Origin of the sequence: Pseudomonas machongensis, from assembly GCF_034961125.1 — a bacterium.
Lineage (GTDB): Bacteria > Pseudomonadota > Gammaproteobacteria > Pseudomonadales > Pseudomonadaceae > Aquipseudomonas > Aquipseudomonas machongensis.
In genome coordinates this window covers 1-24,590 of record NZ_JAYFUI010000040.1, presented here as the reverse complement: position 1 = coordinate 24,590, position 24,590 = coordinate 1, and the positions used below count along the sequence as shown (strand labels likewise).

Sequence of the window (24,590 nt, the reverse complement as noted above, 5' to 3'; positions counted from 1 at the left end):
GGGCACCGCGACGGCCTCTTCGCGGGCAAGCCCGCTCCTACAGCCCTTGCAGCAGGTCGGACATATCGTCCGCGTGCTCTTCTTCCTGGGCCAGGATGTCTTCGAAGATGCGACGGGTGGTCGGGTCCTTGTCACCGATGTACTGGATGATCTCGCGGTAGCTGTCGATGGCGATACGCTCGGCAACCAGGTCTTCGAGCACCATCTCCTTGAGATTGCTGCCGGCCACGTACTGCGCGTGGGAGTTCTTGCTCAGGTTGTCCGGGTTGAAGTCCGGCTCGCCGCCCAGCTGGACGATACGCTCGGCCAGCTTGTCGGCGTGTTCGGACTCCTGGTTCGCGTGCTCGAGGAACTCCTCGGCAGCGACGCTGGCCTTGATACCACTGGCCATGAAGTAGTGGCGCTTGTAGCGCAGGGTGCAGACCAGCTCGGTGGCCAGCGACTCGTTGAGCAGGCGGATGATGGTCTCGCGGTCGGCGTTGTAGCCTTCGGTGACGGCGCCTTGCTCTACATGCTGGCGTGCGCGCTGGCGCAAAGTGTTGATATCGGTCAGTTCAACGTTGCTCATGATTCTCTCCATACAGATCAGGGGGTAAGTGGGCGGGAGGGCTTACTGGCCGGGTAAGGCCTTGCGGTCCTCTTCTCGCTGTTTGCAGGTCTTGAATCCCTTGGCGTCGACATGCCCGCTGGCGTCGAAGCGCACGTAGTAGGGCTGTTGCTTGCCATCCTTGTAGAGGATGTAGTCGTTGCAGATCCCGCCGTTGGGCAGGTCGCTCATGTTCGATGGGCTGCCGCCGATGGCGATGACCTTTTGCGTGGTCATGCCGTGCTCGACCTGCTTGACCAGCGGCTCGTCGCGATAGGTGACGTAGTCCGCCGGGTTTTCCGGACGGCTGCCGCAGGCCGCGAGGGTCGTGCTTGCGACAAGAATGGCCAGGATCGCTTTGTTCATGGTTCCGCTCCTTGCAGAAAGGTCCGTTGCGGGTGGCTGTCAAGGTTGGAACCGCACGGCGCGTCAAGAGTTCGATTCATCAGGCGAAGCGGCGACTACCCTGAGAAGGGCAGGGTTCAGGGAGAGGAACGGCAGATGACAAACGAACTGGCCACACGCTACCCACTGGTGCTGGTACCGGGCATGCTCGGTTTCGTGCGCTTGCTGCTCTACCCCTACTGGTTTGGCATCGTGCCGGCGTTGCGCCGGGGTGGGGCACAGGTGTTCGCGGTGCAGGTCTCGCCGCTGCATTCCAGCGAGGTGCGTGGCGAGCAGTTACTGGTGATCATCGAAGACATCTGCCAGCGCACCGGGGCAGACAAGGTCAACCTCATCGGCCACAGCCAGGGCGCTTTGAGCGCGCGTTATGCCGCAGCGCGCAGGCCTGGGCGAGTGGCGTCGGTCACCTCTGTTGCCGGTCCCAACCACGGCTCGGAACTGGCCGATCATCTTGAACGCAGCGCCCCCGGCGATTCGCCACGGGGGCGCCTGCTCAAGGCTGCACTGCATGGCCTGGCGCTGCTGCTGGTGTGGCTGGAAACCGGCTGGCGCCGTGATCCGTTGCCGATCGATGTGCACGCCTCGCACCAGTCGCTGACCTGTTCGGGCGTGGCGCTGTTCAACCAGGCTTATCCACAGGGCTTGCCGCAGCACTGGGGCGGCGAGGGCGCTGCCGAGGTCGACGGCGTGCGCTACTACTCCTGGTCCGGCATCCTGCAGCCTGGACGCACCGACAAAGGCTGGAATCGCTTCGATGGCAGCAACCGCTTCTGCCGGCTGTTCGCCCGCAGTTTCATTCGGGAAAAAGGCCAATGCGATGGCATGGTCGGGCGTTACAGCTCGCACCTGGGCCAGGTGATCGGCGATGATTACCCGCTCGATCACCTGGACATCGTCAACCAGCAGTTCGGTGCCGTGGGCAAGGGCGCCGACCCGGTGCGCCTGTTCACCGAGCACGCTGCCCGGCTCAAGGCTGCCGGGCTGTAAGCGCGCGGCGCACGGGAGTGGTCCAGCGTTCGGCGAGGATGACCCCGGCCAGTGTCAGCAGGCCGCCATACAAGTGATAGCTGGCCAACTGTTCGTTCAGGACGCCAGCAGCGATCACGGCAGTCACCACCGGCAACAGGTTGAAGAACAGGGTCGTGCGGGTCGGCCCGAGCCTGTGCACGGCCTGCATCCAGAACTGCGGCGCGATCATCGACGCCAGCACACAGGCATACAGCACCAGGCCGATGTTGTTCGCGGTCAGCCCGGTCTTCTCCGACAGCAGGTACATCGGCAGCAGTACCAGGATCGCCATCCAGATCTGCAGATACAGCAGTTGCATCTGTGGCAGGCGCAATTGCCATTTCTTCAACAGCACGCTGTACAGCGCATACGCGAAGGTGGCGACCAGCATCAGCAGGTCACCGCCATTGAGCCCTTGGTGCAGCAGCGCGCCGGGATTGCCGGCGGACACCACCTCCAGCACGCCGAAGAACGACACCAGGGCGCCGAGCGAGGCGCCGTAGGTCAGGCGCTGGCCGAGCCAGGCGATCGACAGGGCCAGCGACATCAGTGGCATCAGCGAAAGGATGATGCCCATGTTGGTGGCGCTGGTGATGCCGGCGGCGAAGTACGCCATGCTCTGGTACATGACCATGCCCAGTACCCCCAGGACGAACAGCTTGCCCAAGAGCGGGCGGATCGCTGTGCGATTGCGCCACACCTGCGGCAGCAGGAAGGGGGTGAACAGCAGGCCTGCGAGCAGCCAGCGGTAGAAGCCGATCTCGGCGGGAAAGATCGCCCCGGCGGACATCTTGGTGACGACGGTGTTGCCGGCCCAGATAAGAATCGCCAGGACGGGGAAGCTGCAGTTCATGAGGCTTTGACTCGTGGGAATTGCTGTTTCGGTGTGACGCTTCTGGGGGGCGGTTCGGCGCTCCGACTTGCCCGCGAAAAGAACACCGCAGATGCCCGCCATTATCCTCTGTCTGTCCACAAGGCTATACTCCCATCCAGACAACTCGCCCCGTGAAGCAGACAGCATGTCCGCCAAATACCTCGACCATCCCCGTTTCCCCGAACTCCCGGCGCCGGTGTACTTTCGCTACGACGAGTTCGGCGCCGACACGGTCAGCGCCCCGCACTTTCATCCGTGGGGCCAACTCAACTATGCCGCCCATGGCGTCATGCACCTGGATGTCGACGGCCAGCGTTTCATCTCGCCGCCCAACCACGCGGTCTGGGTTCCTCCTGATCATGAGCACGGTTGCTACAACCCGCAGGCCGTCGTCTTCCGCTCGGTCTACCTCGACCGCAGCCTATGCGCCGATCTGCCAGCCCAGCCCTGCAGCCTGGCGATAAGCGACATCCTCAAGGCGATCCTCGGCGATTTCGCTCGTCGCGACCTCACGGTCGCCCAGGATGAACGCGATCAGCGCCTGGTCCAGGTGCTGCTCGACCAACTGCAGCTGGCGCCCACGCAAACCTGCTACCTACCTTTCGCCCGCAGCGACGGCCTGCGTCAGGTACTCGAGGCCCTGCACGCCGAGCCCGGCGATAACCGACCGCTCGGCGACTGGGCCGCTCAGGTGCATGTCAGCGAGCGCACCCTGGCCCGCCAGTTCATCCGCGAACTGGGCATGAGCTTTGGCGAATGGCGCCTGCGCCTACGCTTTCTGCGCGCCATCGAAGCGCTGGAAAGCGGCTTGCCTATCCAGAGCATCGCGTTCGATCTCGGCTACAGCAGCGCCTCGGCGTTCATCGCCATGTTCCAGCGCCAGGCCCGGTGCACGCCTGAGCAGTACCGGCGGAGGGTGCGGGCAGGGATGTAAGAATTCTTGTCTACACTCAGCTCGACGACCGTGCATCCTGCGCGGGACAAGGAGACCACTCCATGAAGATGCTGCATGTGTCATTGCTGGTACTGGGGATGTCGATCGCCGGGCAAGGATTCGCCGCTACGCCGCAGCAGGAAAAGATGAAGACCTGTAACGCCGACGCCACCACTCAGGCCCTCAAGGGCGACGAGCGCAAGGCGTTCATGAGCAACTGCCTGAAAAAAGCCGAGCCTGCCAAGCCGACCACGCCACAGGAGCGCATGAAGGCCTGTAACGCCGACCCGAAGGCCACGGCGCTCAAGGGCGACGAGCGCAAGGCATTCATGAGCGAATGCCTGAAGAAGAAGTGACCTGCGCCTATGCCTTGCGCCTGAAGGCTGGCAGACTGCGGGTCTTTCCGCTGTCTGCCGCCGAGGCTGTATGACTTTCACTCCCCGCCAGATCACCCTGGCCAGCTGCATCATCGTCGTTGCCGGCCTGCTCCTGGCGTTGCCCCTCAAGCTGCTGCCGAGCCTGCTTGCGGGCCTGCTGGTGTTCGAGCTGGTCAACATGCTCACCCCGCGCCTGCAGCCGCTGATCGCCGGACAACGGGCGCGCTGGCTGGCGGTGGCGCTGCTCGGCACGCTGGTGGTGAGCACGCTGACGCTGTTGATCGCCGGCGCTTTCAGCTTCCTGCTGCACGAGGCGGAGAACCCCGGCGCTTCGCTGGACAAGTTCATGGGCCTGGTGGAGCGCGCCCGAGGGCAGTTGCCGCCGTTCATCGAGGGTTACCTGCCGGCCAGCGCGGCAGAGTTCAAAGTGGCCATCGGTGACTGGATCCGCAGCCACCTGAGCGACCTGCAACTGGTGGGCAAGGGCATGGCGCACATGTTCGTGACCTTGCTGATCGGCATGATCCTTGGCGCGATCATCGCCTTGCAGCGCCTGCCCGACCTGTCCCGACGTAAGCCGCTGGCCGCTGCGCTGTTCGAGCGCCTGAGCCTGCTGGTGCAGGCGTTTCGCAACATCGTCTTCGCGCAGATCAAGATCTCGCTGCTCAACACCGCGTTCACCGGCATCTTCCTCGCCGTGGTGCTGCCGCTGTTCGACGTGCACCTGCCGCTGACCAAGACCCTGATCGTACTGACCTTCCTGCTCGGACTGCTGCCAGTGATCGGCAACCTGATGTCCAACACCCTGATCACCATCGTCGGGCTGTCGCTGTCGATCTGGGTTGCGGCGGCGGCGCTGGGCTACCTGATCGTCATCCACAAGGTCGAGTATTTCCTCAACGCGCGGATCGTCGGTGGGCAGATCCGTGCCAAGTCGTGGGAGCTGTTGCTGGCGATGCTGGTGTTCGAAGCGGCGTTCGGCTTGCCGGGGGTGGTGGCGGGGCCGATCTACTATGCCTACCTGAAGAGTGAGCTGAGGCGGATGGAGCTGGTCTGAGGGGTTGCTTGAACGTGTACCGGCCTCTTCGCGGGTTTACCCGCGAAGAGGCCAGCACAGGCAAAGGGTTAGATTGTCCCGTACCGCTTGCGCGCCTCAATGGCCAGCCCGCTGCCAATGCTGCCAAAGATATTGCCTTCCACATGCCGCGCATTGGGCAGCATCGCCGCAACGCTGTTGCGCAGCGCCGGAATGCCGCTCGAGCCCCCGGTGAAGAACACCGTATCCACCTGCGCTTCACTGACCCCGGCCTTGGCCAGCAGCTCGCTGACGCTGCCACGGACCCGCTGCAACAGGCCGTCGATGGCGTCCTCGAACAGGCCGCGGGTCAGGTCCGCAGCCAGGCCCGGCTCGACCCGGCCCAGGTCGATGCGCCGGCTGACCTGGTCGGTCAGCTCGATCTTGCTGGCCTCCACTTCCATCGCCAGCCAGTGTCCGGCGCGCTGTTCGATCAGGTTGAACAGGCGGTCGATGCCCAGCGCATCCTCGATGTCGTAGCGCATGCTGCCCAGCGCCAGTTGCGACTTCTGCGAGTACAGGGCGTTGATGGTGTGCCAGGTCGCCAGGTTCAGGTGGTAGCTGGTCGGCATCAGCGCGCCGCTCTTCATGCGGCTGCCATAGCCGAACAGCGGCATCACGCCTTGCAGGCTCAGTTGCTTGTCGAAGTCGGTACCGCCGATGTGCACGCCGCCGGTGGCGAGGATGTCATCCTGGCGCTCATCGACCAGGTGCCGTTCGGGCGACAGGCGGATCAGGGTAAAGTCCGAAGTACCACCGCCGATATCGACGATGAGCACCAGCTCTTCGCGGCTGATGCCCGACTCGTAGTCGAAGGCTGCGGCGATCGGTTCGTACTGGAACGACACGTCCTTGAAGCCGATCTTGCGTGCGACTTCGGCGAGGGTATCCTCGGCCTCCTGGTCGGCCGCTGGGTCCTCGTCGACGAAGAACACCGGGCGGCCCAGCACGACCTGGTCGAAGCTGCGCCCGGCATTGGCCTCGGCGCGCTTCTTCAGCTCGCCGATGAACATGCCCAGCAGGTCCTTGAATGGCAGCGCGCTGCCGAGCACGCTGGTGTCATGCTTGATCAGCTTGGAGCCCAGCAGGCTCTTGAGCGAGCGCATCAGGCGGCCTTCGTAGCCTTCCAGGTACTCGTGCAGGGCCAGACGGCCATACACCGGGCGCCGCTCCTCGATGTTGAAGAACACCACCGACGGCAGGGTGATCTTGCCCTCTTCCAGGGCGATCAGCGATTCGACGCCAGGGCGGTGCCAACCCACCGTGGAGTTGGAGGTGCCGAAGTCGATGCCAAGGGCGCGAGCCGGGGATAGGTCAGACATGGGGAGGGGCTTCCGGAGGCCAAACGGCCGCGCAGTTTATGCCAGTGGCCGACAGAATCAAGACCGATCGTCTGCCATATGACAAACCCAAGCGAACCTTGAAAGGCTATGCTTGACCCCAATCTTCAGATGCAACACGAAAATTCCTACTGGTGATCCTTAGATGGACTTCAAAGACTATTACAAGATACTCGGCGTCGAGCCCAGCGCGGACGAGAAGGCGATCAAGGCCGCGTACCGCAAGCTGGCGCGCAAGTATCACCCCGACGTCAGCAAGGAGCGTGACGCCGAGGAGAAATTCAAGGAGGCCAACGAGGCCTACGAAGTGCTGGGCGATGCGCAGAAACGCGCTGAATTCGACGAGATCCGCAAGTACGGCGGCCAGCATGGCCGGCCGTTCCAGGCGCCGCCAGGCTGGGAAAGTCGCGGCGGTGGCGGCGGCTTCGAGAGCGGTGACTTCTCCGACTTCTTCAGCTCGATCTTCGGTGCCCGTGGCGGCAATCCCTTTGGCGGCGCACGCGGCCAGCAGCGCAGTGCCGGCAGGCGAGGGCAGGACGTGGAACTGGAACTGGCAGTGTTTCTCGAAGAGACCCTGAGCAAGGACTCCAAACAGATCAGCTTCCAGGTGCCGCAGACCAACGCTGCCGGGCAGCGCACCGGTTTCACCACCAAGACGCTGAACGTGAAGATCCCGGCCGGAGTGACCGACGGCGAGCGCATTCGCCTCAAGGGCCAGGGCGCTCCGGGTGTCGGCGGTGGTGCCAACGGCGACCTGTTCCTGACCATCCGCATGGCGCCGCACCCGCTGTTCGATGTCGAAGGCCACGACCTGATCATCACCGTGCCGCTGGCTCCCTGGGAGGCAGCGCTGGGCACCAAGGTGGCGGTTCCGACCCTGACCGGCAAGATCAACCTGACCATCCGCCCCGACAGCCAGAGCGGCCAGCGCCTGCGGGTCAAGGGCATGGGCCTTGCGAACAAGCAGGGCGAGCGTGGCGATCTCTACGCCCAGCTCAAGGTGGTCATGCCGAGCACCTCCGATGCGACCACTCGCGAACTCTGGACCAAACTCTCCGAGAAGGCCGCGTTCAACCCGAGGACACAATGGAGTAAGTGACCATGAGCAGCACCCTGATCGTTCAACTGGACATGCGAACCTTGTGTCAGGAGGCCGATGTCACGGCCGACTGCGTGATCGAAATCGTCGAGCACGGCATTGTCGAACCCTCCGGGCGCACCCCCGAGGACTGGTTGTTCGACGATCAGGCGCCGTTGCTGACAAAGCGCGCGGCGAAGCTGCACCAGGAGCTGGAACTGGAGTGGGAAGGGGTGGCGCTGGCGCTGGAGCTGCTGCAGGAAGTGCAGCAGTTGCGCAGTGAGAACAGCATGTTGAGGCAGCGTTTGGGGCGGTTTACCCAGATGTGAGGTTTGCAGGCCCGGCCTCTTCGCGGGCAAGCCCGCTCCTACAGGTACTGCACAATGCCTGTGGGAGCGGGCTTGCCCGCGAAGAGGCCAGCACAGCCAACATCAATTTCAGGTTGGTTCGGCACCTGGATTCAGCACCAACTGCATCAAGGTAAGGTCCATCCAGCGTCCGAACTTGACGCCCACCTGCGGCATCTGTCCGGTCACCACGAACCCCAGCCGCTCATGAATGCGCACCGAGGCAGCGTTGCCACTCTCGATGGCCGCCACCATCACATGCTTGCCACAACTGCGTGCACGTTCGATCAACAACTGCATCAGCACCGGCCCCAGGCCTTTACCACGTTGATCCCCACGCACATACACCGAGTGCTCGACGGTGAAGCGGTAGCCCTCGAAGGTACGCCAGTCGCCAAAGGAGGCGTAGCCCAGCACGCCGCTTTCATCCACGGCCACCAGCACCGGATAGCCCTGCTCTACACGTGCAGCGACCCAGGCCTTGCGGTTGGCCAGGTCTACCTGTTGTTCGTTCCAGATCGCCGTGGTGTTGCGCACGGCGTCGTTGTAGATGTCGAGGATGCCCGCCACGTCTTCGGGTAGGGCATCACGGATCTGGTAGCTCATGGCAGTGTCTCGCAAAGTCGATGTTGCAGATTAAATGGTTACCAGCCCGCGCACACCTTCGGCCTGCATGTTTTCGCCGCGGCCGCGCTGGACGATTTCACCGCGGGCCATGACCAGATATTGGTCGGCCAGCTCTTCGGCAAAATCGTAGAACTGCTCGACCAGCAGGATGGCCATGTCGCCGCGCTGGGCGAGGCTGCGGATGACCGCGCCGATTTCCTTGATCACCGACGGCTGGATGCCTTCGGTGGGTTCATCGAGGATCAGCAGGCGCGGACGGCTGGCCAGCGCGCGACCGATCGCCAGCTGTTGCTGCTGGCCGCCGGAGAGGTCGCCGCCACGGCGTTGCTTCATCTGTTCGAGCACCGGGAACAACTCGTAGATGAATGCCGGCACCTCCCGCGCCTCGCGGGCGCTGAAGCGCGACAGGCCCATCAGCAGGTTTTCCTCCACGGTCAGGCGCGGGAATATCTCGCGGCCCTGGGGCACGTAGGCGATGCCGGCATGCACCCGCTGCTGGGGCTTGAGCGCAGTGATCGGCTTGCCCTCCCACTCGATGCTGCCTTCGCGGGCTGGCACCAGGCCCATCAGGCAGCGCAGCAGGGTGGTCTTGCCCACGCCGTTGCGGCCCAGCAGGCAGGTGACTTCGCCGATCCTGGCTTCGAACGACAGGCCTCGGAGGATGTGGCTGCCGCCGTAGTACTGGTGCAGGGTGTCGATCTTGAGCATGTTTGGTTCCTGACAAATCTGTTTGATCTGTACCGGCCCTTTCGCGGGCAAGCCCGCTCCCACAAGGATCGTGTGCCCCCCTGTGGGAGCGGGCTTGCCCGCGAAGAGGCCAGTGCAGGATTCCTGGTCTAGCGGCCCAGATACACCTCGACCACCCGCTCGTCCGCCTGCACCTGCGCAAGCGACCCCTCGGCCAGCACCGAGCCCTGGTGCAGCACCGTCACATGGTCGGCAATGCTGCCCACGAAGCCCATATCGTGCTCCACCACCATCAGCGAATGCGTGCCCGCCAGGCCCTTGAACAGCTCGGCGGTGAACTCGGTCTCGGCGTCGGTCATGCCCGCCACCGGCTCGTCGAGCAGCAGCAACTGCGGCTCCTGCACCAGCAGCATGGCGATCTCCAGGAACTGCTTCTGGCCGTGTGACAACAGCCCGGCCTGGCGCGAGGCCAGGCTGTTCAGGCGCACGGTCGTCAGCACGTGCTCTATTCGCTCACGCTGCTCGCTGCTCAAGCGCGCCGCCAGGCTGGCCCAGACCGACTTGTCGGTCTTGAGCGCCAACTCGAGGTTTTCATGCACGCTGAGCGCCTCGAACACCGTGGGCTTCTGGAATTTGCGGCCGATGCCCGCCTGGGCGATCTGGTACTCGCTCATGCGGGTCAGGTCCAGGGTATCGCCGAAGAACGCACTGCCGGTGTCGGGGCGGGTCTTGCCGGTGATCACGTCCATCATCGTGGTCTTGCCGGCGCCGTTGGGGCCGATGATGCAGCGCAGTTCGCCAACGCCGATGTACAGGTTGAGCGCGTTGAGCGCCTTGAACCCGTCGAAGCTGACGCTGATGTCTTCAAGGCTCAGTACCGTGCCATGGCGGGTGTCGAGCCCGGCCTTGCGCGGCTGGCCCAGGCCAATGGCGTCGCGGCCGGTGCCCACCTGATCGAAGACCGGCTCCAGCATGAATTCCGGATGAACCGCAGGGATGCCTCTCATGGCTGGCTCCTTTTCTTCAGCAGCCCGACCACGCCCTTGGGCAGGTACAGGGTGACCAGGATGAACAGTGCGCCGAGGAAGAACAGCCAGAACTCCGGGAAGGCCACGGTGAACCAGCTCTTCATGCCATTGACCAGACCGGCGCCGAGCAGCGGGCCGATCAGCGTGCCGCGCCCGCCCAGGGCAACCCAGACGGCGGCTTCGATGGAGTTGGTCGGCGACATCTCGCTGGGGTTGATGATGCCCACCTGCGGCACGTAAAGCGCCCCGGCCAGGCCGCACAGCACGGCGCTGAGCACCCACACCAGCAGCTTGAAGCCGCGTGGATCGTATCCGCAGAACATCAGGCGGTTCTCGGCGTCGCGCAGCGCGGTGAGCAGGCGCCCGAACTTGCTGCGCGTCAGCCACCAGCACAGGTACAGGCTGCCCAGCAGCAGGGCGACCGTGAGCAGGAACAGCACCGCGCGGGTACCCGGTGCGGTGATCTCGAAGCCCAGGATGGTGCGGAAGCTGGTGAAGCCGTTGTTGCCGCCGAACCCGGTTTCGTTGCGAAAGAACAGCAGCATCCCGGCAAACGTCAGGGCCTGGGTCATGATCGAGAAGTACACCCCCTTGATCCGCGAACGGAAGGCGAACCAGCCGAACACCAGTGCCAGCATCCCCGGCGCCAGTACCGCCAGGCACAGCGCCCAGGCGAAGTGCTGGGTGCCGGCCCAGTACCAGGGCAGCTCGCTCCACGACAGGAAGGTCATGAAGCCCGGCAGGCCGTCGCCGGCCGCCTGGCGCATCAGGTACATGCCCATGGCATAGCCGCCGAGGGCGAAGAACAGGCCGTGGCCCAGCGACAGCAGCCCGGCGTAGCCCCAGACCAGGTCCAGTGCCAGGGCGACGATGGCGTAGCAAAGGATCTTGCCGACCAGGGTCAGGGTGTAGGCCGAGACCTGCAGCGCATGGCCCTCAGGCAGCAGCGACAGCAGCGGCAGGGCCAGCAGCACCAGGATGACGATGGCGCCGGTGGCCAGTGACAGGCGTGGCCCGAGCTTTTGCGTGGCAGTGACAAGCAGTGGCTGGTTCATCAGTCGATTACCCGTCCCTTGAGGGCGAACAGGCCTTGCGGGCGTTTCTGGATGAACAGAATGATCAACGCAAGGATGAGGATCTTGCCGAGCACCGCACCGATCTGCGGTTCCAGCAGCTTGTTGGCGATGCCCAGGCCGAAGGCGGCCCAGAGGCTACCGGCCAGTTGCCCGACGCCGCCGAGCACCACCACCAGGAAGGAGTCGATGATGTAGCTCTGGCCCAGGTCAGGGCCGACGTTGCCGACTTGGCTCAGGGCCACCCCGCCCAGCCCGGCGATGCCCGAGCCCAGGCCGAAGGCGAGCATGTCGACGCGCCCGGTGGACACACCGCAGCAGGCCGCCATGTTGCGGTTCTGCGTGACCGCGCGCACGTTCAGCCCCAACCGTGTGCGGTTGAGCAGCAGCCAGGTGAGCAGCACCACCGCCAGGGCGAAGCCGATGATCACCAGGCGGTTGTAAGGCAGCACCAGGTTGGGCAGCACCTGGATGCCGCCAGACAACCACGCCGGGTTGCTCACCTCGACGTTCTGCGCGCCGAACAGCAGGCGCACCGCCTGGATCAGGATCAGGCTGATGCCCCAGGTCGCCAGCAGGGTTTCCAGCGGGCGGCCGTAGAGATGGCGGATGACGGTGCGTTCCAGCGCCATGCCGACTCCGGCACTGACGGCGAAGGCCACCGGCAGGGCGATCAGCGGGTAGAACTCGATGGCGCCGGGGGCGTAGCGCTGCAGCAGCACCTGCACCAGGTAGGTGCTGTAGGCACCGAGCATCAGCATTTCGCCGTGGGCCATGTTGATCACCCCTAGCAGGCCGAAGGTGATCGCCAGGCCCAAGGCCGCCAGCAGCAGGATCGAACCCAGCGACAGGCCGCTGAACGCCTGGCCGAGGATCTCACCGAACAGCAGCTTGCGTTGGACCTGGGCCAGGCTGGTCTCGGCGGCGGTGCGCACTCCGGCGTCGGGTTCTGCGCCAGGCTGCAACAGGGCTTCCAGACGGGTACGCGCCAGCGGGTCGCCGGTTTCCCCGAGCAGGCGCACTGCGGCCAGGCGTACCCGAGGTTCGCTGGCGCCCAGTTGCAGGTTGGCCAGGGCGAGGCCCAGGGCGGCGTGCACGGCGGCGTCCGGCTCACTGGCGAAGGCGCGATCGAGCAGCGCCATCTGCGCCGGTTGCGCGCTCTTTTGTAGTTGCCGTGCTGCGGCCAGACGCAGGTTGCTGTCGGCGCTGAGCAGTTGATGGCTGGCCAGGGCGTTGTCGATCAGGCCGCGCAGGCGATTGTTCAGGCGCACCTTGCGCGTGTCGTCTTCGGCTATGCGCCCTTCGCGCAGGTTTTCCAGCAGCGCCAGGCGGGCCGGTTCGGGTTGTGCGGCCCAGCCTTCGAGCAGGCTGGCCTGTTCGGCGGGCTTGGCGCCGAGGAAGAATTCGCCCTCGCTGGCGTGGGTGGCCAGAGGCAGGAGCAGCAGGAGGGTGAGCAGTAGTCTGAGCATGCGGGTAATCCTGGAAATCGGCGGTGGATTCTTCGCGGGCAAGCCCGCTCCCACAGATCTCGAGAACACCGCTGAACCTGTGGGAGCGGGCTTGCCCGCGAATGGGCCGCAACGCGGCCCCCGTGCAATCAGTTACCCTTCACCGCATAGTCAGGTCGCTTGTCGTTACCCGGAATGAACGGGCTCCACGGCTGCGCGCGCAGCGGCTGCTCGGTCTGCCAGACCACACTGAACTGCCCGTCTTCCTGGATCTCGCCGATCATCACCGGCTTGTGCAGGTGGTGGTTGGTCTTGTCCATGGTCAGGGTGAAGCCGGACGGCGCCTGGAAGCTCTGCCCGGCCAAGGCCTCACGCACTTTGTCGACATCGGTGGACTTGGCTTTCTCGACCGCCTGCGCCCACATGTGGATGCCCACGTAGGTGGCCTCCATCGGGTCGTTGGTCACCGCCTTGTCGGCACCCGGCAAGCCCTTGGCCTTGGCGTAGGCTTTCCAGTCGGCGACGAACTTCTGGTTGACCGGGTTCTCCACCGACTCGAAGTAGTTCCACGCCGCCAAGTGGCCGACCAGCGGCTTGGTGTCGATGCCACGCAGTTCCTCTTCACCCACCGAGAAGGCCACCACCGGCACGTCGGTGGCCTTCAGGCCCTGGTTGGCCAGCTCTTTGTAGAAGGGCACGTTGGAGTCGCCATTGACGGTGGAGATCACCGCCGTCTTGCCGCCTGCGGAGAACTTCTTGATGTTGGCGACGATGGTCTGGTAGTCGGCGTGGCCGAACGGCGTGTAGACCTCTTCGATATCCTTGTCGGCCACGCCCTTGCTGTGCAGGAAGGCGCGCAGGATCTTGTTGGTGGTGCGCGGGTAGACGTAGTCGGTGCCCAGCAGGAAGAAGCGCTTGGCACCACCGCCGTCTTCGCTCATCAGGTACTCCACCGCCGGGATCGCCTGCTGGTTGGGCGCAGCGCCGGTGTAGAACACGTTCGGCGACATCTCCTCACCTTCATATTGCACCGGGTAGAACAGCAGCCCGTTGAGCTCCTCGAACACCGGCAGCACCGACTTGCGCGACACCGAGGTCCAGCAGCCGAACACCACCGCGACCTTGTCCTGGGTCAGCAGTTGGCGGCTCTTCTCGGCGAACAGCGGCCAGTTCGAGGCCGGGTCGACCACCACCGGTTCGAGCAGCTTGCCATTGACCCCGCCCTTGGCGTTGATCTCGTCGATGGTCATCAGCGCCATGTCCTTGAGCGACGTTTCGGAAATGGCCATGGTCCCGGACAGCGAATGCAGGATGCCGACCTTGATGGTCTCGGCCGCCTGGATGCTCCAGCTCAGGCCCATCGCCGCAATCGATGCGCTGAGGGTGAAGGCCTTGATCAGACTGCGTCGCTTCATGTGCTCTCTCCGCTGAGTTGTTGTGGTGTTGGCAGAAGGGAGATTGCAAAGGCTGTGCCGTGGTGCGCGAGGCTGCAGATTAGAAGGGTTGTGCTTCGATGCGGGGCTTGGATGAGGGCCAGGTTGGTGCTTGCGCGGCTGGCCTGCACAGGATTGGGGCCAGGGCGGTGAACAGTTTTGACACATAAGCGGTACTTGAGTACCGTTCGGCACCGCAGTAGATTCTGCGGCCGGGATTGGCGTCCCGTTATACAGAGAGATCGAGCATTGACGCTCCTTGCGACTTTGCTCTGCATGGCTGCACCCGTTATGGGCGGAGCCGTGTGTGGGAGCCTTCGGGCTCACCGGTTCTCTCTGCCGGCACGCCAACCCGCACGGCTCCGTCCACCCATATTGGCGTATGGGCTCGGAGCGTCATAAAGAGAGAGCTGCAAGGAGACGCACCATGCTCAAGAAGATCGTTCCAGATCCACCTTCCGCATCCACCCAGCGGGAGGCTCAGTCATGATCCATGACCCATACATCCCAACCCCGCGTCGTCGCCGGCCTGTCACGGCCAGCATGGATTACGGCACCTGCCATCAGTCCCATGACCCGATCTGTACCGTGCGCGCAGGCATCGACAGCGCCGACGCGCTGGTGTGCGCGATCGCGGCGCTCAAGGCAGCGTATGAAACCAATGCGCTGGCGTTGGAGCAGGTGGGGGAACCTCTGCGCAGCTTGCTGACTGCGACGGAAAACTCACTGGAGAAGGGCGTGGCGTTGGCTGAAGCGGTGCTGGAGGGGCTGGAGGTGCCGTAGCGGGCAAGCCCGTGCCATCCAGCACCGCAGATCAAAGGGTTACCAGGCCATGTACACCTTCGGGCTGCATGTTTTTGTCACGGCCACGCCCTGAAGCGCTGGCAGGCCAGCACCTGCAGGCTCGGCGCCGGGCCGAACTTGCAGGTGTGAGCATACCTTGCCGGGTCAGGTGTCGGAGGGCGTGTCATCCTTGGCTTGTTTGAGCAGCTTTTGCACAGCATCAGTAAAGGCCTGATCGCCAGCCTTGGCGGTGTAGACCATGTTCAGTTTGATGTCGGTAATCACGGACAGATCTTTGAGCAACGCCTTGTCGCCCAGGATCTTCAGCTCCCATTGCGAAATGGCGCCGGTGCCTTCGAAAGGCAGGTAGCGCCCGTCATGGAACATCAGCTCGTATACCCAGGTGCCTGGCTCATACCCCAGGCCATCCTCGGTTGTCGTTTCAGACAAGGCTATCTGTTGATTGACGCCTGGATTGCGCAATACCAGTAGTGGATCCAGAGCGGCCTTTTCGCGCGCCTCTTTCTCCTGCATGGTCGCCGTTTCAATGACAGGATACATCGATGTGGCCGCAGTGCTGTTTGGCTCGAGCAAGGTGTTGCTCGCCACCTGGGTGAGCACGGCGCATAGCTCGCTCAGGTCCGGCCTGTCCTTCATGACCAAGGTGACGGAAACGTGTTTCAGTTGGCGCAGATAGTGGCCTGGGTAGCTCTTGTCGAAGTCCGCTGCCGAAAACGCGAAATTCAAGGAAGGCGCTGAGTCGGCGTTGGAACCTTTCTCGAAAAGGCTGTCCCATTGCTTTTGCCCCAATTGATGGTTGAGGCTGAAGGTCTTGCGGATGGTCAGTCGCCGTTCGTTGTTCGACAGGTACTCGTTTTCCATCTGCTGTAACCCCAGCAGCAAAGACTCGCCGGCCAGCATGCCCTTGTATTTGTCGTGCCAGGCATAGGCGTCGAAGAAGCCCTGGCGGCGATAGTCGCCAATCTCCAGGCGCCAGGCAGACTCGGTCATCTGGCACAGAGACCGCACGGCGTCGTAGGCACTGCCGTAGATCTGTTCCTGGCGCGCCGTGAGCCAGTCGTAGGTCGCCACGATGTTGAAGCTGTTGGTCATGGACGCATGGGCCTCCCACAGGTTTTTGCGGTCCTGGACACAACGCGCCAGTTCGATGTTGCTGGCGCTGAGCTCAAGTTCCAGTTCCTCGAGATTATTGTTGATAACGCTCAGGTCCCATTCGGCTTCGCGCTTTTCGAACGCCCAGTTGTCTGCGCGGCGGTTGTAGTCGGCTTGTGTCTTGAGCTCTATGGCCAGCATGTCCGAGACATCGCTGGCGATCTTCAGGCCCGCAGCGGTTGCATACATGGGCGCCGCAGGCTTTTGCCCACCGACCGCCAAGCCGAAGATTGTCGGCACACCAGTGTCTACGGCCGAGCCTGCGAGCTCGAAAGGAATGCTCAACAGTTTGGTGCTGTTGGAGATCCAGGTGAACGCGGTCGCGGCTTCTTCTTCAGGGGAGCGTCCGATGTTGATCAGTTCGTCTAGCCAGTCGGCGCGGGCGATCAACTTGCTTCTGCTCATCTGTAGCCCTGATTTGCGCTTTTGCAGGCTGTTGATGGATTTTTGCTGCAGGCGAATGGCGAAGTCCGCCATCTTGAGATTGTGTGCCTGGCGCAACACCAGCAGTTTCTTGTCGAACTGGCCTTCCATCAGCGCGAGGTAATGACGACCCAGATCTGCCAGTTGGCGTGCAGCCTCTGTGGCCAGGGGCAGCAGGTGGCGGAAACGATAGTGTGGCAACCTTTCCTGGGCTCTTCGAAATACTGCAGGTTGGCTGTTGAATCCACCTTGGCCACCAGGGAAGGCTTCCAGGCTCTCGCTGTTCCAGGTCAGCGGCGGCAATGCTTTGCCATCGATCGTCAGGCCGTGGCGCAGATTGGACAGGCGTTGCCTGAGCAGCTGCTGCAACCCGGTCACGCGAGGGTTGGTGGGCCTGCGGAAAACATCATCGCTCAGCGTTTCGAGCGCTGTGACCCTCCAGCGGGAGGTCAGGTCCGCCTTGGTCAGTGGGCCGAGCAGTTGTAGTGCCTGCTGATAACACAGCCAGGCCTGGTTCAGGCTGCTGAGGGTGATCTGGCGATAGAAGTGGTCGCCTTGCATCTGCCAGTTTTCGAGCAACGAAAGGTAGATCGCTTCCTGGTAATAGCGCGAACGCAGAAAGACCCAGGTGATGGGGTCGACGTCCTGGCTCAGGGTCGAGCTCAGGGTGCCGACTTCGGCCAGCGGGCGCGTGCACCAGGGGGCGGGGCGTCCTTCGGCATCAGGTTTGGTGCGATACGGGTTGAACAGGTAGCGCAGGTACCAGTCTTCGGCTTCCTCGAACTGCTGCTGTTCGGTCAGGCGCATGGCTATCATGGCCGGTACGTGTAGGAACAGCTCACGCAAGTACAGCGCGTTGGCGCCGTGGAAGTCTGTGGGCAGGGAGGTATCGCTTTCATCCAGCGAGGGTTCGGGCAGCGACTGGGTGTCCCACGCAAGTACCCGTTCGACGCCTTGGCTGGCACGGGCGACGAGGTTTTTGCCGAAGAGCGTGTTGAGGCGAAACTTGTCGCTACTGAGATGTGGCGGGTCGTCCTTGACTGCGGTCAAGTCCAGGTACTGAGCCTGTTTTGTATTGGCTGCAATGGAGATGCTCCAGGGTTTATCTACACCGGACTGATGTATCTTGTACTCTCTAATATAGAAAAAGTAATCATCGACTAAGGGGGTCCAAAGAAAGAATTTCAGGTGAGTGACATCGGTGGAAGGTATCGACATGCCATTGGTGAAGTCCTTGAGTTCCCACCGGGTCGCTGCTTCAGGTGACGAAATTGTTTTTATATAGATATGGCCTTTTATATCGATAGAGCGAGGCTTAAGATGTGAAGTGAAGTTAATGGTTAGGTTGCTGTTTGTTTTGTTGATTTTTAATTCAAGGTGTGCTGGGTCGTTGTCTGTTATGTTGTCTGGCGTCCAGACTAGATCGCCTGAAACGTAGGGGTGTGATAGGGCAGTAAACTCATCGTAGTTCGCTGGGAATTTGTTTGGGGTGGGTGGGGGGGGCGGTAGTGGAGTCATATCTTTGGCGTACCGACGTAGATAGTTTGAGTGCCCAATGTAGGGCTCGATCAGCGAAGCGAGGATAATTTCCCCATCGTAAGGGTGAACAACTGAATGCTCTCGCCCAAAACTATTGATCAGAACCTGGCTGAGCGAATCGGCATCGGTATTGCTCAGGCTTTTTTCCTCCACCAACAGCAAGTCTCGGAAAACCAGGTAGTAATCACGGTCATGAACGCGTTCTTCTTTCGCGTTGCTGTCGTATAGCAGTACGGTCAGCCAAGGATCGCTGGCTCTCTCCCCTTCCTGATTCACGGTAACAATCAGACCTGGCTCGAATTCTTTATTTTTGGCATGGGTCTCTGGTTTCCACTCGCCCTTTGCAAAACCGTCCAGACACAGGATTTCATTGGGGGTGCTCCAGGTGTCGTCGCTCTGCTGGAAGCAATAGTTGACCGTAAGCTTGCGCTTTCCGAGCAAGGTGGCGCTGGCATCATTACCGTTGACCAGATCGTTGGCGCTGCGCTCCAACCAGAAGACGTAGCGTCGACCAGCAATGACGACGGGACGTACCAGATCGGCGCGGCTGTCGGGCTGAGCGGCGCCGACGATCTCTCCGGCAGGGGACAGCGAGATTGGCTGCCATTCGCTCCAGGCCAATGGGCTCAGGCGGCGTTTGTCGTCGCACAGGCTGATGTCCAGGGTGCGCCAGTAGTATTCCAGCGGCGTGCTGTTGGTGCGGGCGATCAGGTGGTAGGTGTTGCGCTTGGGATCGTGCCCATCCAGATACCCGCTGACCACCTGCAGGTTACTGATGCGTTCGAACTTGGTGAGGTAGTTGCAGATGGCGGTGTGCAACAGGGTGATGTCCATCTTGCCCTGATTGAGCTCGATTTCCAGCGCCTGAAAGGCCTTGCTCTTGTTGGTGCGATGGGTGTAGTGGATCAGGTTGGCCGGATGGTTCAATTGTTCACGGTTGCGCTTCCAGGTGCCGTACTGACCCATCTGGCCTTGCCAGGCCAGTTGCTGCTCGCCAGACGGCGCGTTGTCCAGGTAGCCCGGCTCCAGACGTGCGTGCACGCGCGACAGATAGTGCTGCAGGCTGCCGATGGCCTGGTCGAGCAGGGTGGTCTGCACCTCGGGGCCGACCAGGATGTCGCACAGGCAGTAGGTGCACAGATCATCGGCATTACCGAAAGCGACCGAAGCATTGCCTGCACCCTTGGCCCCGTGCCCGATCAGGTAGCCGGCCAGCGCATCACGCCACGATTCGGCGCTCTGTGCGTCGACGCTGGCCCGCATGGTTTCGTCGGTACTGGCCAGTAGCAACTGGCTTGAGGCTTCGTACTGACGGTAGCTGGAGTGTTCGGTGAGCTCGGTGAGGTCGAGCAGCGAACGGCAGGCAAGGCCCGTGGCCTGGGCCAGAGATTTCATGCGCAGGATGTAGTCGATCTGCCTGATGTTGGTGGGTACACCCGGGATACCCACCGACCGGCTTACGGTACCCGGAGCAGTACCCACGACTTCGAATTCGAGCGGGTGATACTCATGGCCTCCTTTGTCTGCTGATTTCCACGTCGCCAGCCATTTTTCGGGTTTGTAGGCGTCCTGGTATTGTTTTTCGGTAACCAGTAGAGGGCCGGGATTCTGATCGAGGAACCTCAGCAGCTTGCCGTTCAAGCTGCCGAACTCGCTGTCTTTATAATTCCAGGAGCCAGCCACGCGAATGATCACCCTGAGCAACACCAAGTCGATCTTGAAGCGCTCGTAAGCGGCCAGCTCAGCGGTAGATAGCGTCTCCAGGAAGTCGTTGAAGGTCGGTCGGGTATCCTCCACTTCCATGAGCTCTTCGTAGGCCGGGCAGGCTGCCGCGACGTCGTCGTCGGTCCAGGCACAGAGCGTGGCCATCGTCCTGGCGAACTGTTGGCGATCTGTAGCAAGGGTGCTGGGTTGCAATCCTTTGAAGAAGCGCAATACGTCTTCCTCGCTACGCCCTTGCTCGGTACTGACTGCTACCCAGCCTTTGAGGCAGGCGAGCTTGTAGCAAACATCGAGGGTGACTGCCTGGCTGTTGCGCTCAAGCGCGAATCTATCGGGGTGATCGGCGATGCACTGAATCAGTCCAGGGCTCAACGCAAACAACACGCTCACTGCGCAGCGTTTTTCCAGATCAAGCCAGCTCTGGCTTGCCTCGCCCGCCTGTGCAGGGCTGGTGGCGGTCAGCGAATCAGCAGCCTGCAACAGCTCGGCGTGGCTTTTCCCGACCCAGTTCACCAGTGGTTCGACATGGTTCAGGGTGAAACCGGGCATGTTCAGCTGCAGGCCCAATGTGTCTGCCAAGAGTTGGGCAACCAGTGCTGTGTGTCGCACTGGCTCCTCAACAGGGTCAGGTGCGCTATCACCGGGGCGTGTGGATGCATCCTTCAATGCAGCGTCGATTGCGACCTGATGCAGCCTGATCGCCTTCGCTCGATGGTCTTCGATCCAGCTGCCGTCTGTTTGTTGGCCGATGGTCAGGGCAGCAAGCAGTGCACTGGGAAGTATCTGTTGTTGACGCAGCCACTGATCAAGATTGGTCAGTGCGATCAATACGTCGAGGATGCCGGTCGTCTCGATATCACTGATCAGCGGTGTGCCGCTCAACTGTGTCTGCACGTCGATGCCGGCGTTGGCCAATAGCTGGAGCAGGGCATCGGTTTCCTGTCGCGAGCGCTTGAGCATGCGGTGCAGGCGGCTGAGCCGATAGAGTGCCGACAGCAGTGAGAGCGACAACGTCAGTTGCAGATTCGGCTGGGCGTTTTTTACCAACTGCAGCCAGTCGAGGGTTGTCTGTTCATCGACCCCCAATGCCTTGGCCAGGCCCGGAAGTATCTCGAACTGTCCTTCGGCACCGTCGTTCGGGTCCAGGGGCCGGTCATCGAGTACCAGTGATGATGAGGTATCCAGTGCGGTGCTGCCGGGGCCATCGAGCACGCGGTCGAGCAGGGCCGGCTGGGTGCCGACGGTATAGGGGCAGACCTCGCACACCAGTGCAGCGAATTGTTCGGCGCTGATGGCGTAGGCCTCGCTCAGATAGCGGAACACCCCCAGCGCACGCAAGGTAGTGGGCGACAGATCCCAGTCCTTTTTCTGACCTTCGGCCCGGAGGATCGAGATCAACAGAAGGTCGACCTCGGCGAACGGCAGGTCCAGTTCGCGTTGCAGGTGAATCATCTGATACATGCGTGGCAAGCAGTTGCCGTCGAGTCTGTTGAACGTCGCTTTGATACCGGCGCCGGACAAGGTGTCCTTCAGTGTCAGGCGAACCTTGCTGCGTGCATTGATGAAGACCGCGCCGGAATGGAAGTTTTCCAGCGACGTTGCGCTCGTCGGTTGGTAGGCCTCGGATGTTCGGACAGTGCTGTGACCGGCTTGTGCGTCATCGTCGATGCTGGCTATGGCAAGCAGCTCCAGCACCTGTTCGAACGCAAGACCGGTCTTGCCCATGAACGTCTCGACGTCCTTCAGGCTCGCGATAGCCTTTTGCTCTGTTGTGTTCTGCAGCCCGTACCATTTGCGCCAATCCCTGAGTTTTAAGTTCAGCGCGTCGTTATCGAGCAGCAACTGCTGCACCCCGGGCCCGAAGCCGCTGGCCATGCGCATGGCCTGGCGCAGCTCCTTGCTGCGCAGTTGTGCTTCACAGAACACCGGGTAACAGCGCAGCGACTGTTGCAGCAGTTCGAAGTAGGGGATCTTTTTGTGTGCAAGCACCGTCTTGATCTGCTCGTGCGCATGGTGATATGGCAGATTTACGTGCAAGCCTGCATCAGCGAGCACTTCGGGCAGGTCGGTAGTTGAACCTGCGCGGGCCTGGGCGTGGTGAGTCAGTGTCGAAATGGCCAATGCCAGTGCATTGACAGGTTGCTCCAGGCGTTCAGGGTCCAGTACCAGTTGTGCCAGATCCGGGCGACGCTGAGCCAGTGTCTGACGTTGCTCCGATTCGCTGGTCGCTTCGATGCTCAGAGCCTTTTGATAAAGCGCATGCAGGTAGGCGATGGGGCCGGTATTCGATTCAGGCGCAGCGGGGTCGCAGGGGTTGGCCAATTGTTCGGGAAACAGATGGGCGTAAGTACAGGCGAGGTTGCTCTGATCGGACATGACAGCGTGCTCCAGGCGAATGAAGACACGTCAGGCAGGTTTGCCATGACGCATGGGTCCTGGCGCTATTGGAAGGGGGGCGGCGAAAACGCACAACTGGCAGAAATATTAGGTGTGCACGCCAGCCCAGGCAGGGCGCGGGCTGGCGAGGGGCAGATGACGGCTTCTGGTGTCAGCCGTTGCGCGCCGCAGTACGCGGATGACGCTTGCTGCGCACGAACTGGTAGGTAACGGCCAGCAGCAGGAACCAGATCGGCGTGACCACCAGCGCCGAACGGGTGTCGGCCTCAAGGCTCAGCAGCACCAGGATGCCGGCGAAGAACACCAGGCACACGTAGCACATGAAACGCCCGCCAGGCATCTTGTAGATCGACTTCTCGTGCAGCGCCGCGCGCTGCTTGCGGTAGCTCAGGTACGACAGCAGGATCAGCGTCCAGACGAACATGAACAGCACCGCCGACACCGTGGTCACCAGGGTGAAGGCTTCGATCACGTTCGGCACCAGGTAGATCAGCACCGCGCCGAGCAGCAGGCACAGGCAGGAGAAGTACAGGCCGTTGGCCGGTACGGCGCGCCGCGAGAGCTTTTCGAAGGCCTTCGGTGCATCGCCTTCCTGGGCCAGGCCGTAGAGCATGCGGCTGGTGGAGAACACGCCGCTGTTGGCCGACGAAGCGGCCGAGGTCAGCACCACGAAGTTGATGATGCTCGCCGCTGCCGGCAGGCCGGCCAGCACGAACAGCTCGACGAACGGGCTCTTGCCTGGCACCACGTCGCGCCACGGGGTCACGGCCATGATCGCGATCAGCGCCAGCACGTAGAACACGATGATGCGGATCGGGATCGAGTTGATCGCCCGCGGCAGGGTGCGCTCGGGGTTCTTCGCTTCGGCGGCGGTGGTGCCCACCAGCTCGATGCCGACGAAGGCGAATACCGCGATCTGGAAGCCGGCGAAGAAGCCGAACAGGCCATTGGGGAACATGCCGCCGTCATTCCACAGGTTGGCCAGGCTGGCCGTGTGGCCGCTCGGCGACTGGAAGCCGGTGATGACCATGTACAGGCCGGTGGCGACCAGGCCGAGGATGGCGACGATCTTGATCAGGGCGAACCAGAACTCCATCTCGCCGAACAGTTTCACCGTGACCAGGTTCAGCGACAGCAGCACCGCCACGCAGGTCAGCGCCGGTATCCACTGCGGCAGGTCGGGGAACCAGAACTGTGTATAGGCGGCGATCGCCACCACGTCGGCGATGCCGGTGACGACCCAGCAGAACCAGTAGGTCCAGCCAGTGAAGTAGCCGGCCCAGGGGCCGAGCAGGTCGGCGGAGAAATCGATGAACGACTTGTAGTTGAGGTTCGACAGCAACAGCTCGCCCATGGCACGCATGACGAAGAACAGCATGAAGCCGATGATCATGTAGACGAAGATGATCGACGGGCCCGCGAGGCTGATGGTCTTGCCCGAGCCCATGAACAGGCCGGTGCCGATGGCGCCACCGATGGCGATGAGCTGGATGTGGCGGTTGGTCAGGTTGCGCTGCAGATGCTGGTCATCTGCCTGGGGGGATGAGGTCCGGGTCATAGGCTGCATTCCATTGAGGGTCAGTCTTCTTGTGAGCGAAAGCCGGTTAGGCTAACACGCACTGCAAAGGTGCGGGCGTGACAGATCGCCACGATCTTGGCGGTGCAGTGGGGATTCTTGAATGACCGAAATCAACGGATGCCCTTTTCGCGGGCAAGCCCGCTCCCACAGGTACGGCGCTGAGTCGGGGTTCAGCGCCGTACCTGTGGGAGATTCTATGGTTCTCAGCAAGCCAGTTTCGCCCCTTTGGTGACGTATTCGTCCTGATTTTTCATCAGGGCGAATGCCACCCGCGCGAGCTTTCTTGCCAGGATTACCAGAGCTTGGGTCGTTGCTTTACCCGTGCTCAGATGCTGTTCATAAAGTCCCTTCCAAGCGGCAGATCTGCTGGCAGCCATCGCAGCGTTATGCAATAAGCGACGAATTTCTGAGCAACCTCGCTTGGTAAGGCGGCGGCGTCCATTCTTCTGTCCGGAATCATTAACTCGTAGATCCATTCCCAGGAATGCAATGTACGAGTCACTGCTTTTGAACTCGCCCCTCACAAAAGCCATCACCAATGCTGTCGCTGTGAGAAAACCAATGCCCTCTACTGCTTGGCAGCGAGCGACCTGCTCCTGCAGCCCAGCCTCTCGCAGCACTTCTTTAATCTTCTTTTGGATCAACTGATCCAAT

General features: G+C 62.1%; 20 protein-coding genes. 7 read left to right on the top strand and 13 right to left on the bottom strand.

Going from position 1 to position 24,590, the window contains the following annotated elements; translation table 11 throughout:
- Positions 1-37 precede the first annotated feature (37 nt).
- Together VA602_RS02735 and osmE are read right to left on the bottom strand one after the other, a co-directional pair.
- On the bottom strand, positions 38-568 hold the full coding sequence (locus VA602_RS02735; RefSeq protein WP_065861630.1) for a ferritin-like domain-containing protein: 531 nt from the start codon (positions 566-568) through the stop codon (positions 38-40).
- A gap of 42 nt (positions 569-610) precedes the next feature.
- Positions 611-952, bottom strand: coding sequence for an osmotically-inducible lipoprotein OsmE (osmE, locus tag VA602_RS02730; RefSeq protein ID WP_054925771.1), 342 nt, complete (start codon positions 950-952; stop codon positions 611-613).
- Positions 953-1,087: 135 nt separating this feature from the next.
- On the opposite strand from osmE, the gene VA602_RS02725 reads away from it, so the two are divergent.
- Positions 1,088-1,978, top strand: a complete 891-nt coding sequence (locus VA602_RS02725) for an esterase/lipase family protein (RefSeq protein ID WP_151926074.1) — start codon at positions 1,088-1,090, stop codon at positions 1,976-1,978.
- Here the strand turns inward: VA602_RS02725 and VA602_RS02720 are convergent.
- Positions 1,959-2,852 (bottom strand): DMT family transporter, encoded by an 894-nt coding sequence (locus VA602_RS02720; protein ID WP_323452408.1) that lies wholly within the window; start codon positions 2,850-2,852, stop codon positions 1,959-1,961. The genes VA602_RS02725 and VA602_RS02720 overlap by 20 nt on opposite strands.
- Positions 2,853-3,018: 166 nt before the next feature.
- On the opposite strand from VA602_RS02720, the gene VA602_RS02715 reads away from it, so the two are divergent.
- From VA602_RS02715 to VA602_RS02705, 3 genes are all read left to right on the top strand, one after another.
- Positions 3,019-3,807: an AraC family transcriptional regulator gene (locus VA602_RS02715; protein ID WP_323452407.1), complete on the top strand. Its 789-nt coding sequence runs from the start codon at positions 3,019-3,021 to the stop codon at positions 3,805-3,807.
- Between the two features lie 62 nt (positions 3,808-3,869).
- Positions 3,870-4,163: a PsiF family protein gene (locus VA602_RS02710; RefSeq protein WP_054894563.1), complete on the top strand. Its 294-nt coding sequence runs from the start codon at positions 3,870-3,872 to the stop codon at positions 4,161-4,163.
- 70 nt (positions 4,164-4,233) lie between these two features.
- Complete coding sequence (locus VA602_RS02705) at positions 4,234-5,241, top strand: AI-2E family transporter (protein WP_054894564.1); 1,008 nt, start codon at positions 4,234-4,236, stop codon at positions 5,239-5,241.
- Positions 5,242-5,309: 68 nt separating this feature from the next.
- On the opposite strand, the gene VA602_RS02700 is transcribed toward VA602_RS02705, so the two are convergent.
- Positions 5,310-6,581, bottom strand: a complete 1,272-nt coding sequence (locus VA602_RS02700; RefSeq protein ID WP_063546350.1) for an Hsp70 family protein — start codon at positions 6,579-6,581, stop codon at positions 5,310-5,312.
- A gap of 163 nt (positions 6,582-6,744) precedes the next feature.
- On the opposite strand from VA602_RS02700, the gene cbpA reads away from it, so the two are divergent.
- Together cbpA and VA602_RS02690 are read left to right on the top strand one after the other, a co-directional pair.
- Positions 6,745-7,698, top strand: coding sequence for a curved DNA-binding protein (cbpA, locus tag VA602_RS02695; protein WP_323452406.1), 954 nt, complete (start codon positions 6,745-6,747; stop codon positions 7,696-7,698).
- Positions 7,699-7,700: 2 nt separating this feature from the next.
- Positions 7,701-8,006 carry a chaperone modulator CbpM gene (locus VA602_RS02690; RefSeq protein WP_323452405.1) on the top strand — a complete coding sequence of 102 codons (306 nt, stop codon included), beginning with the start codon at positions 7,701-7,703 and terminating at the stop codon, positions 8,004-8,006.
- Between the two features lie 108 nt (positions 8,007-8,114).
- Here VA602_RS02690 and VA602_RS02685 read toward each other — a convergent pair whose 3' ends face one another.
- The 6 genes from VA602_RS02685 to urtA all read right to left on the bottom strand — a co-directional run bounded on the left by VA602_RS02685 (position 8,115) and on the right by urtA (position 14,302).
- A complete protein-coding gene (locus tag VA602_RS02685) occupies positions 8,115-8,630 on the bottom strand; it encodes a GNAT family N-acetyltransferase (protein ID WP_323452404.1) in 516 nt (171 codons plus the stop codon).
- A gap of 30 nt (positions 8,631-8,660) precedes the next feature.
- A complete protein-coding gene (gene urtE / locus VA602_RS02680; RefSeq protein ID WP_054894570.1) occupies positions 8,661-9,359 on the bottom strand; it encodes an urea ABC transporter ATP-binding subunit UrtE in 699 nt (232 codons plus the stop codon).
- Positions 9,360-9,487: 128 nt separating this feature from the next.
- Positions 9,488-10,345, bottom strand: coding sequence for an urea ABC transporter ATP-binding protein UrtD (gene urtD, locus VA602_RS02675; protein ID WP_323452403.1), 858 nt, complete (start codon positions 10,343-10,345; stop codon positions 9,488-9,490).
- On the bottom strand, positions 10,342-11,421 hold the full coding sequence (urtC, locus tag VA602_RS02670; RefSeq protein ID WP_323452402.1) for an urea ABC transporter permease subunit UrtC: 1,080 nt from the start codon (positions 11,419-11,421) through the stop codon (positions 10,342-10,344). The genes urtD and urtC overlap by 4 nt, the downstream gene beginning before the upstream one ends.
- Positions 11,421-12,908 carry an urea ABC transporter permease subunit UrtB gene (gene urtB, locus VA602_RS02665; RefSeq protein ID WP_323452401.1) on the bottom strand — a complete coding sequence of 496 codons (1,488 nt, stop codon included), beginning with the start codon at positions 12,906-12,908 and terminating at the stop codon, positions 11,421-11,423. The genes urtC and urtB overlap by 1 nt, the downstream gene beginning before the upstream one ends.
- Positions 12,909-13,036: 128 nt before the next feature.
- Positions 13,037-14,302 (bottom strand): urea ABC transporter substrate-binding protein, encoded by a 1,266-nt coding sequence (gene urtA / locus VA602_RS02660; RefSeq protein ID WP_151926082.1) that lies wholly within the window; start codon positions 14,300-14,302, stop codon positions 13,037-13,039.
- A gap of 504 nt (positions 14,303-14,806) precedes the next feature.
- Between urtA and VA602_RS02655 the strand changes: the two genes are divergently transcribed.
- Positions 14,807-15,103 carry a hypothetical protein gene (locus VA602_RS02655; RefSeq protein WP_323452400.1) on the top strand — a complete coding sequence of 99 codons (297 nt, stop codon included), beginning with the start codon at positions 14,807-14,809 and terminating at the stop codon, positions 15,101-15,103.
- 165 nt (positions 15,104-15,268) lie between these two features.
- Here VA602_RS02655 and VA602_RS02650 read toward each other — a convergent pair whose 3' ends face one another.
- From VA602_RS02650 to VA602_RS02640, 3 genes are all read right to left on the bottom strand, one after another.
- The gene (locus VA602_RS02650) at positions 15,269-22,336 is read right to left on the bottom strand and encodes a Tc toxin subunit A-related protein (RefSeq protein ID WP_323452399.1); all 7,068 of its coding nucleotides are present in this window, start codon (positions 22,334-22,336) and stop codon (positions 15,269-15,271) included.
- A gap of 172 nt (positions 22,337-22,508) precedes the next feature.
- Positions 22,509-23,915 carry a D-serine/D-alanine/glycine transporter gene (cycA, locus tag VA602_RS02645; RefSeq protein WP_323452398.1) on the bottom strand — a complete coding sequence of 469 codons (1,407 nt, stop codon included), beginning with the start codon at positions 23,913-23,915 and terminating at the stop codon, positions 22,509-22,511.
- Positions 23,916-24,139: 224 nt separating this feature from the next.
- On the bottom strand, positions 24,140-24,590 hold a 451-nt coding region (locus VA602_RS02640; RefSeq protein ID WP_323452397.1), incomplete at its 5' end, for a transposase.

What these genes read in the sequence shown, in the direction of transcription:
- cycA (WP_323452398.1), bottom strand. Translation starts at nt 23,915, where the DNA reads ATGACCCGGACCTCATCCCCCCAGGCAGATGACCAGCATCTGCAGCGC.
- VA602_RS02725 (WP_151926074.1), top strand. Translation starts at nt 1,088, where the DNA reads ATGACAAACGAACTGGCCACACGCTACCCACTGGTGCTGGTACCGGGC.
- urtD (WP_323452403.1), bottom strand. Translation starts at nt 10,345, where the DNA reads ATGAGAGGCATCCCTGCGGTTCATCCGGAATTCATGCTGGAGCCGGTC.
- urtB (WP_323452401.1), bottom strand. Translation starts at nt 12,908, where the DNA reads ATGCTCAGACTACTGCTCACCCTCCTGCTGCTCCTGCCTCTGGCCACC.
- urtC (WP_323452402.1), bottom strand. Translation starts at nt 11,421, where the DNA reads ATGAACCAGCCACTGCTTGTCACTGCCACGCAAAAGCTCGGGCCACGC.
- osmE (WP_054925771.1), bottom strand. Translation starts at nt 952, where the DNA reads ATGAACAAAGCGATCCTGGCCATTCTTGTCGCAAGCACGACCCTCGCG.
- urtA (WP_151926082.1), bottom strand. Translation starts at nt 14,302, where the DNA reads ATGAAGCGACGCAGTCTGATCAAGGCCTTCACCCTCAGCGCATCGATT.
- VA602_RS02650 (WP_323452399.1), bottom strand. Translation starts at nt 22,336, where the DNA reads ATGTCCGATCAGAGCAACCTCGCCTGTACTTACGCCCATCTGTTTCCC.
- urtE (WP_054894570.1), bottom strand. Translation starts at nt 9,359, where the DNA reads ATGCTCAAGATCGACACCCTGCACCAGTACTACGGCGGCAGCCACATC.
- VA602_RS02690 (WP_323452405.1), top strand. Translation starts at nt 7,701, where the DNA reads ATGAGCAGCACCCTGATCGTTCAACTGGACATGCGAACCTTGTGTCAG.
- VA602_RS02685 (WP_323452404.1), bottom strand. Translation starts at nt 8,630, where the DNA reads ATGAGCTACCAGATCCGTGATGCCCTACCCGAAGACGTGGCGGGCATC.
- VA602_RS02710 (WP_054894563.1), top strand. Translation starts at nt 3,870, where the DNA reads ATGAAGATGCTGCATGTGTCATTGCTGGTACTGGGGATGTCGATCGCC.
- VA602_RS02715 (WP_323452407.1), top strand. Translation starts at nt 3,019, where the DNA reads ATGTCCGCCAAATACCTCGACCATCCCCGTTTCCCCGAACTCCCGGCG.
- VA602_RS02735 (WP_065861630.1), bottom strand. Translation starts at nt 568, where the DNA reads ATGAGCAACGTTGAACTGACCGATATCAACACTTTGCGCCAGCGCGCA.
- VA602_RS02705 (WP_054894564.1), top strand. Translation starts at nt 4,234, where the DNA reads ATGACTTTCACTCCCCGCCAGATCACCCTGGCCAGCTGCATCATCGTC.
- cbpA (WP_323452406.1), top strand. Translation starts at nt 6,745, where the DNA reads ATGGACTTCAAAGACTATTACAAGATACTCGGCGTCGAGCCCAGCGCG.
- VA602_RS02720 (WP_323452408.1), bottom strand. Translation starts at nt 2,852, where the DNA reads ATGAACTGCAGCTTCCCCGTCCTGGCGATTCTTATCTGGGCCGGCAAC.
- VA602_RS02655 (WP_323452400.1), top strand. Translation starts at nt 14,807, where the DNA reads ATGATCCATGACCCATACATCCCAACCCCGCGTCGTCGCCGGCCTGTC.
- VA602_RS02700 (WP_063546350.1), bottom strand. Translation starts at nt 6,581, where the DNA reads ATGTCTGACCTATCCCCGGCTCGCGCCCTTGGCATCGACTTCGGCACC.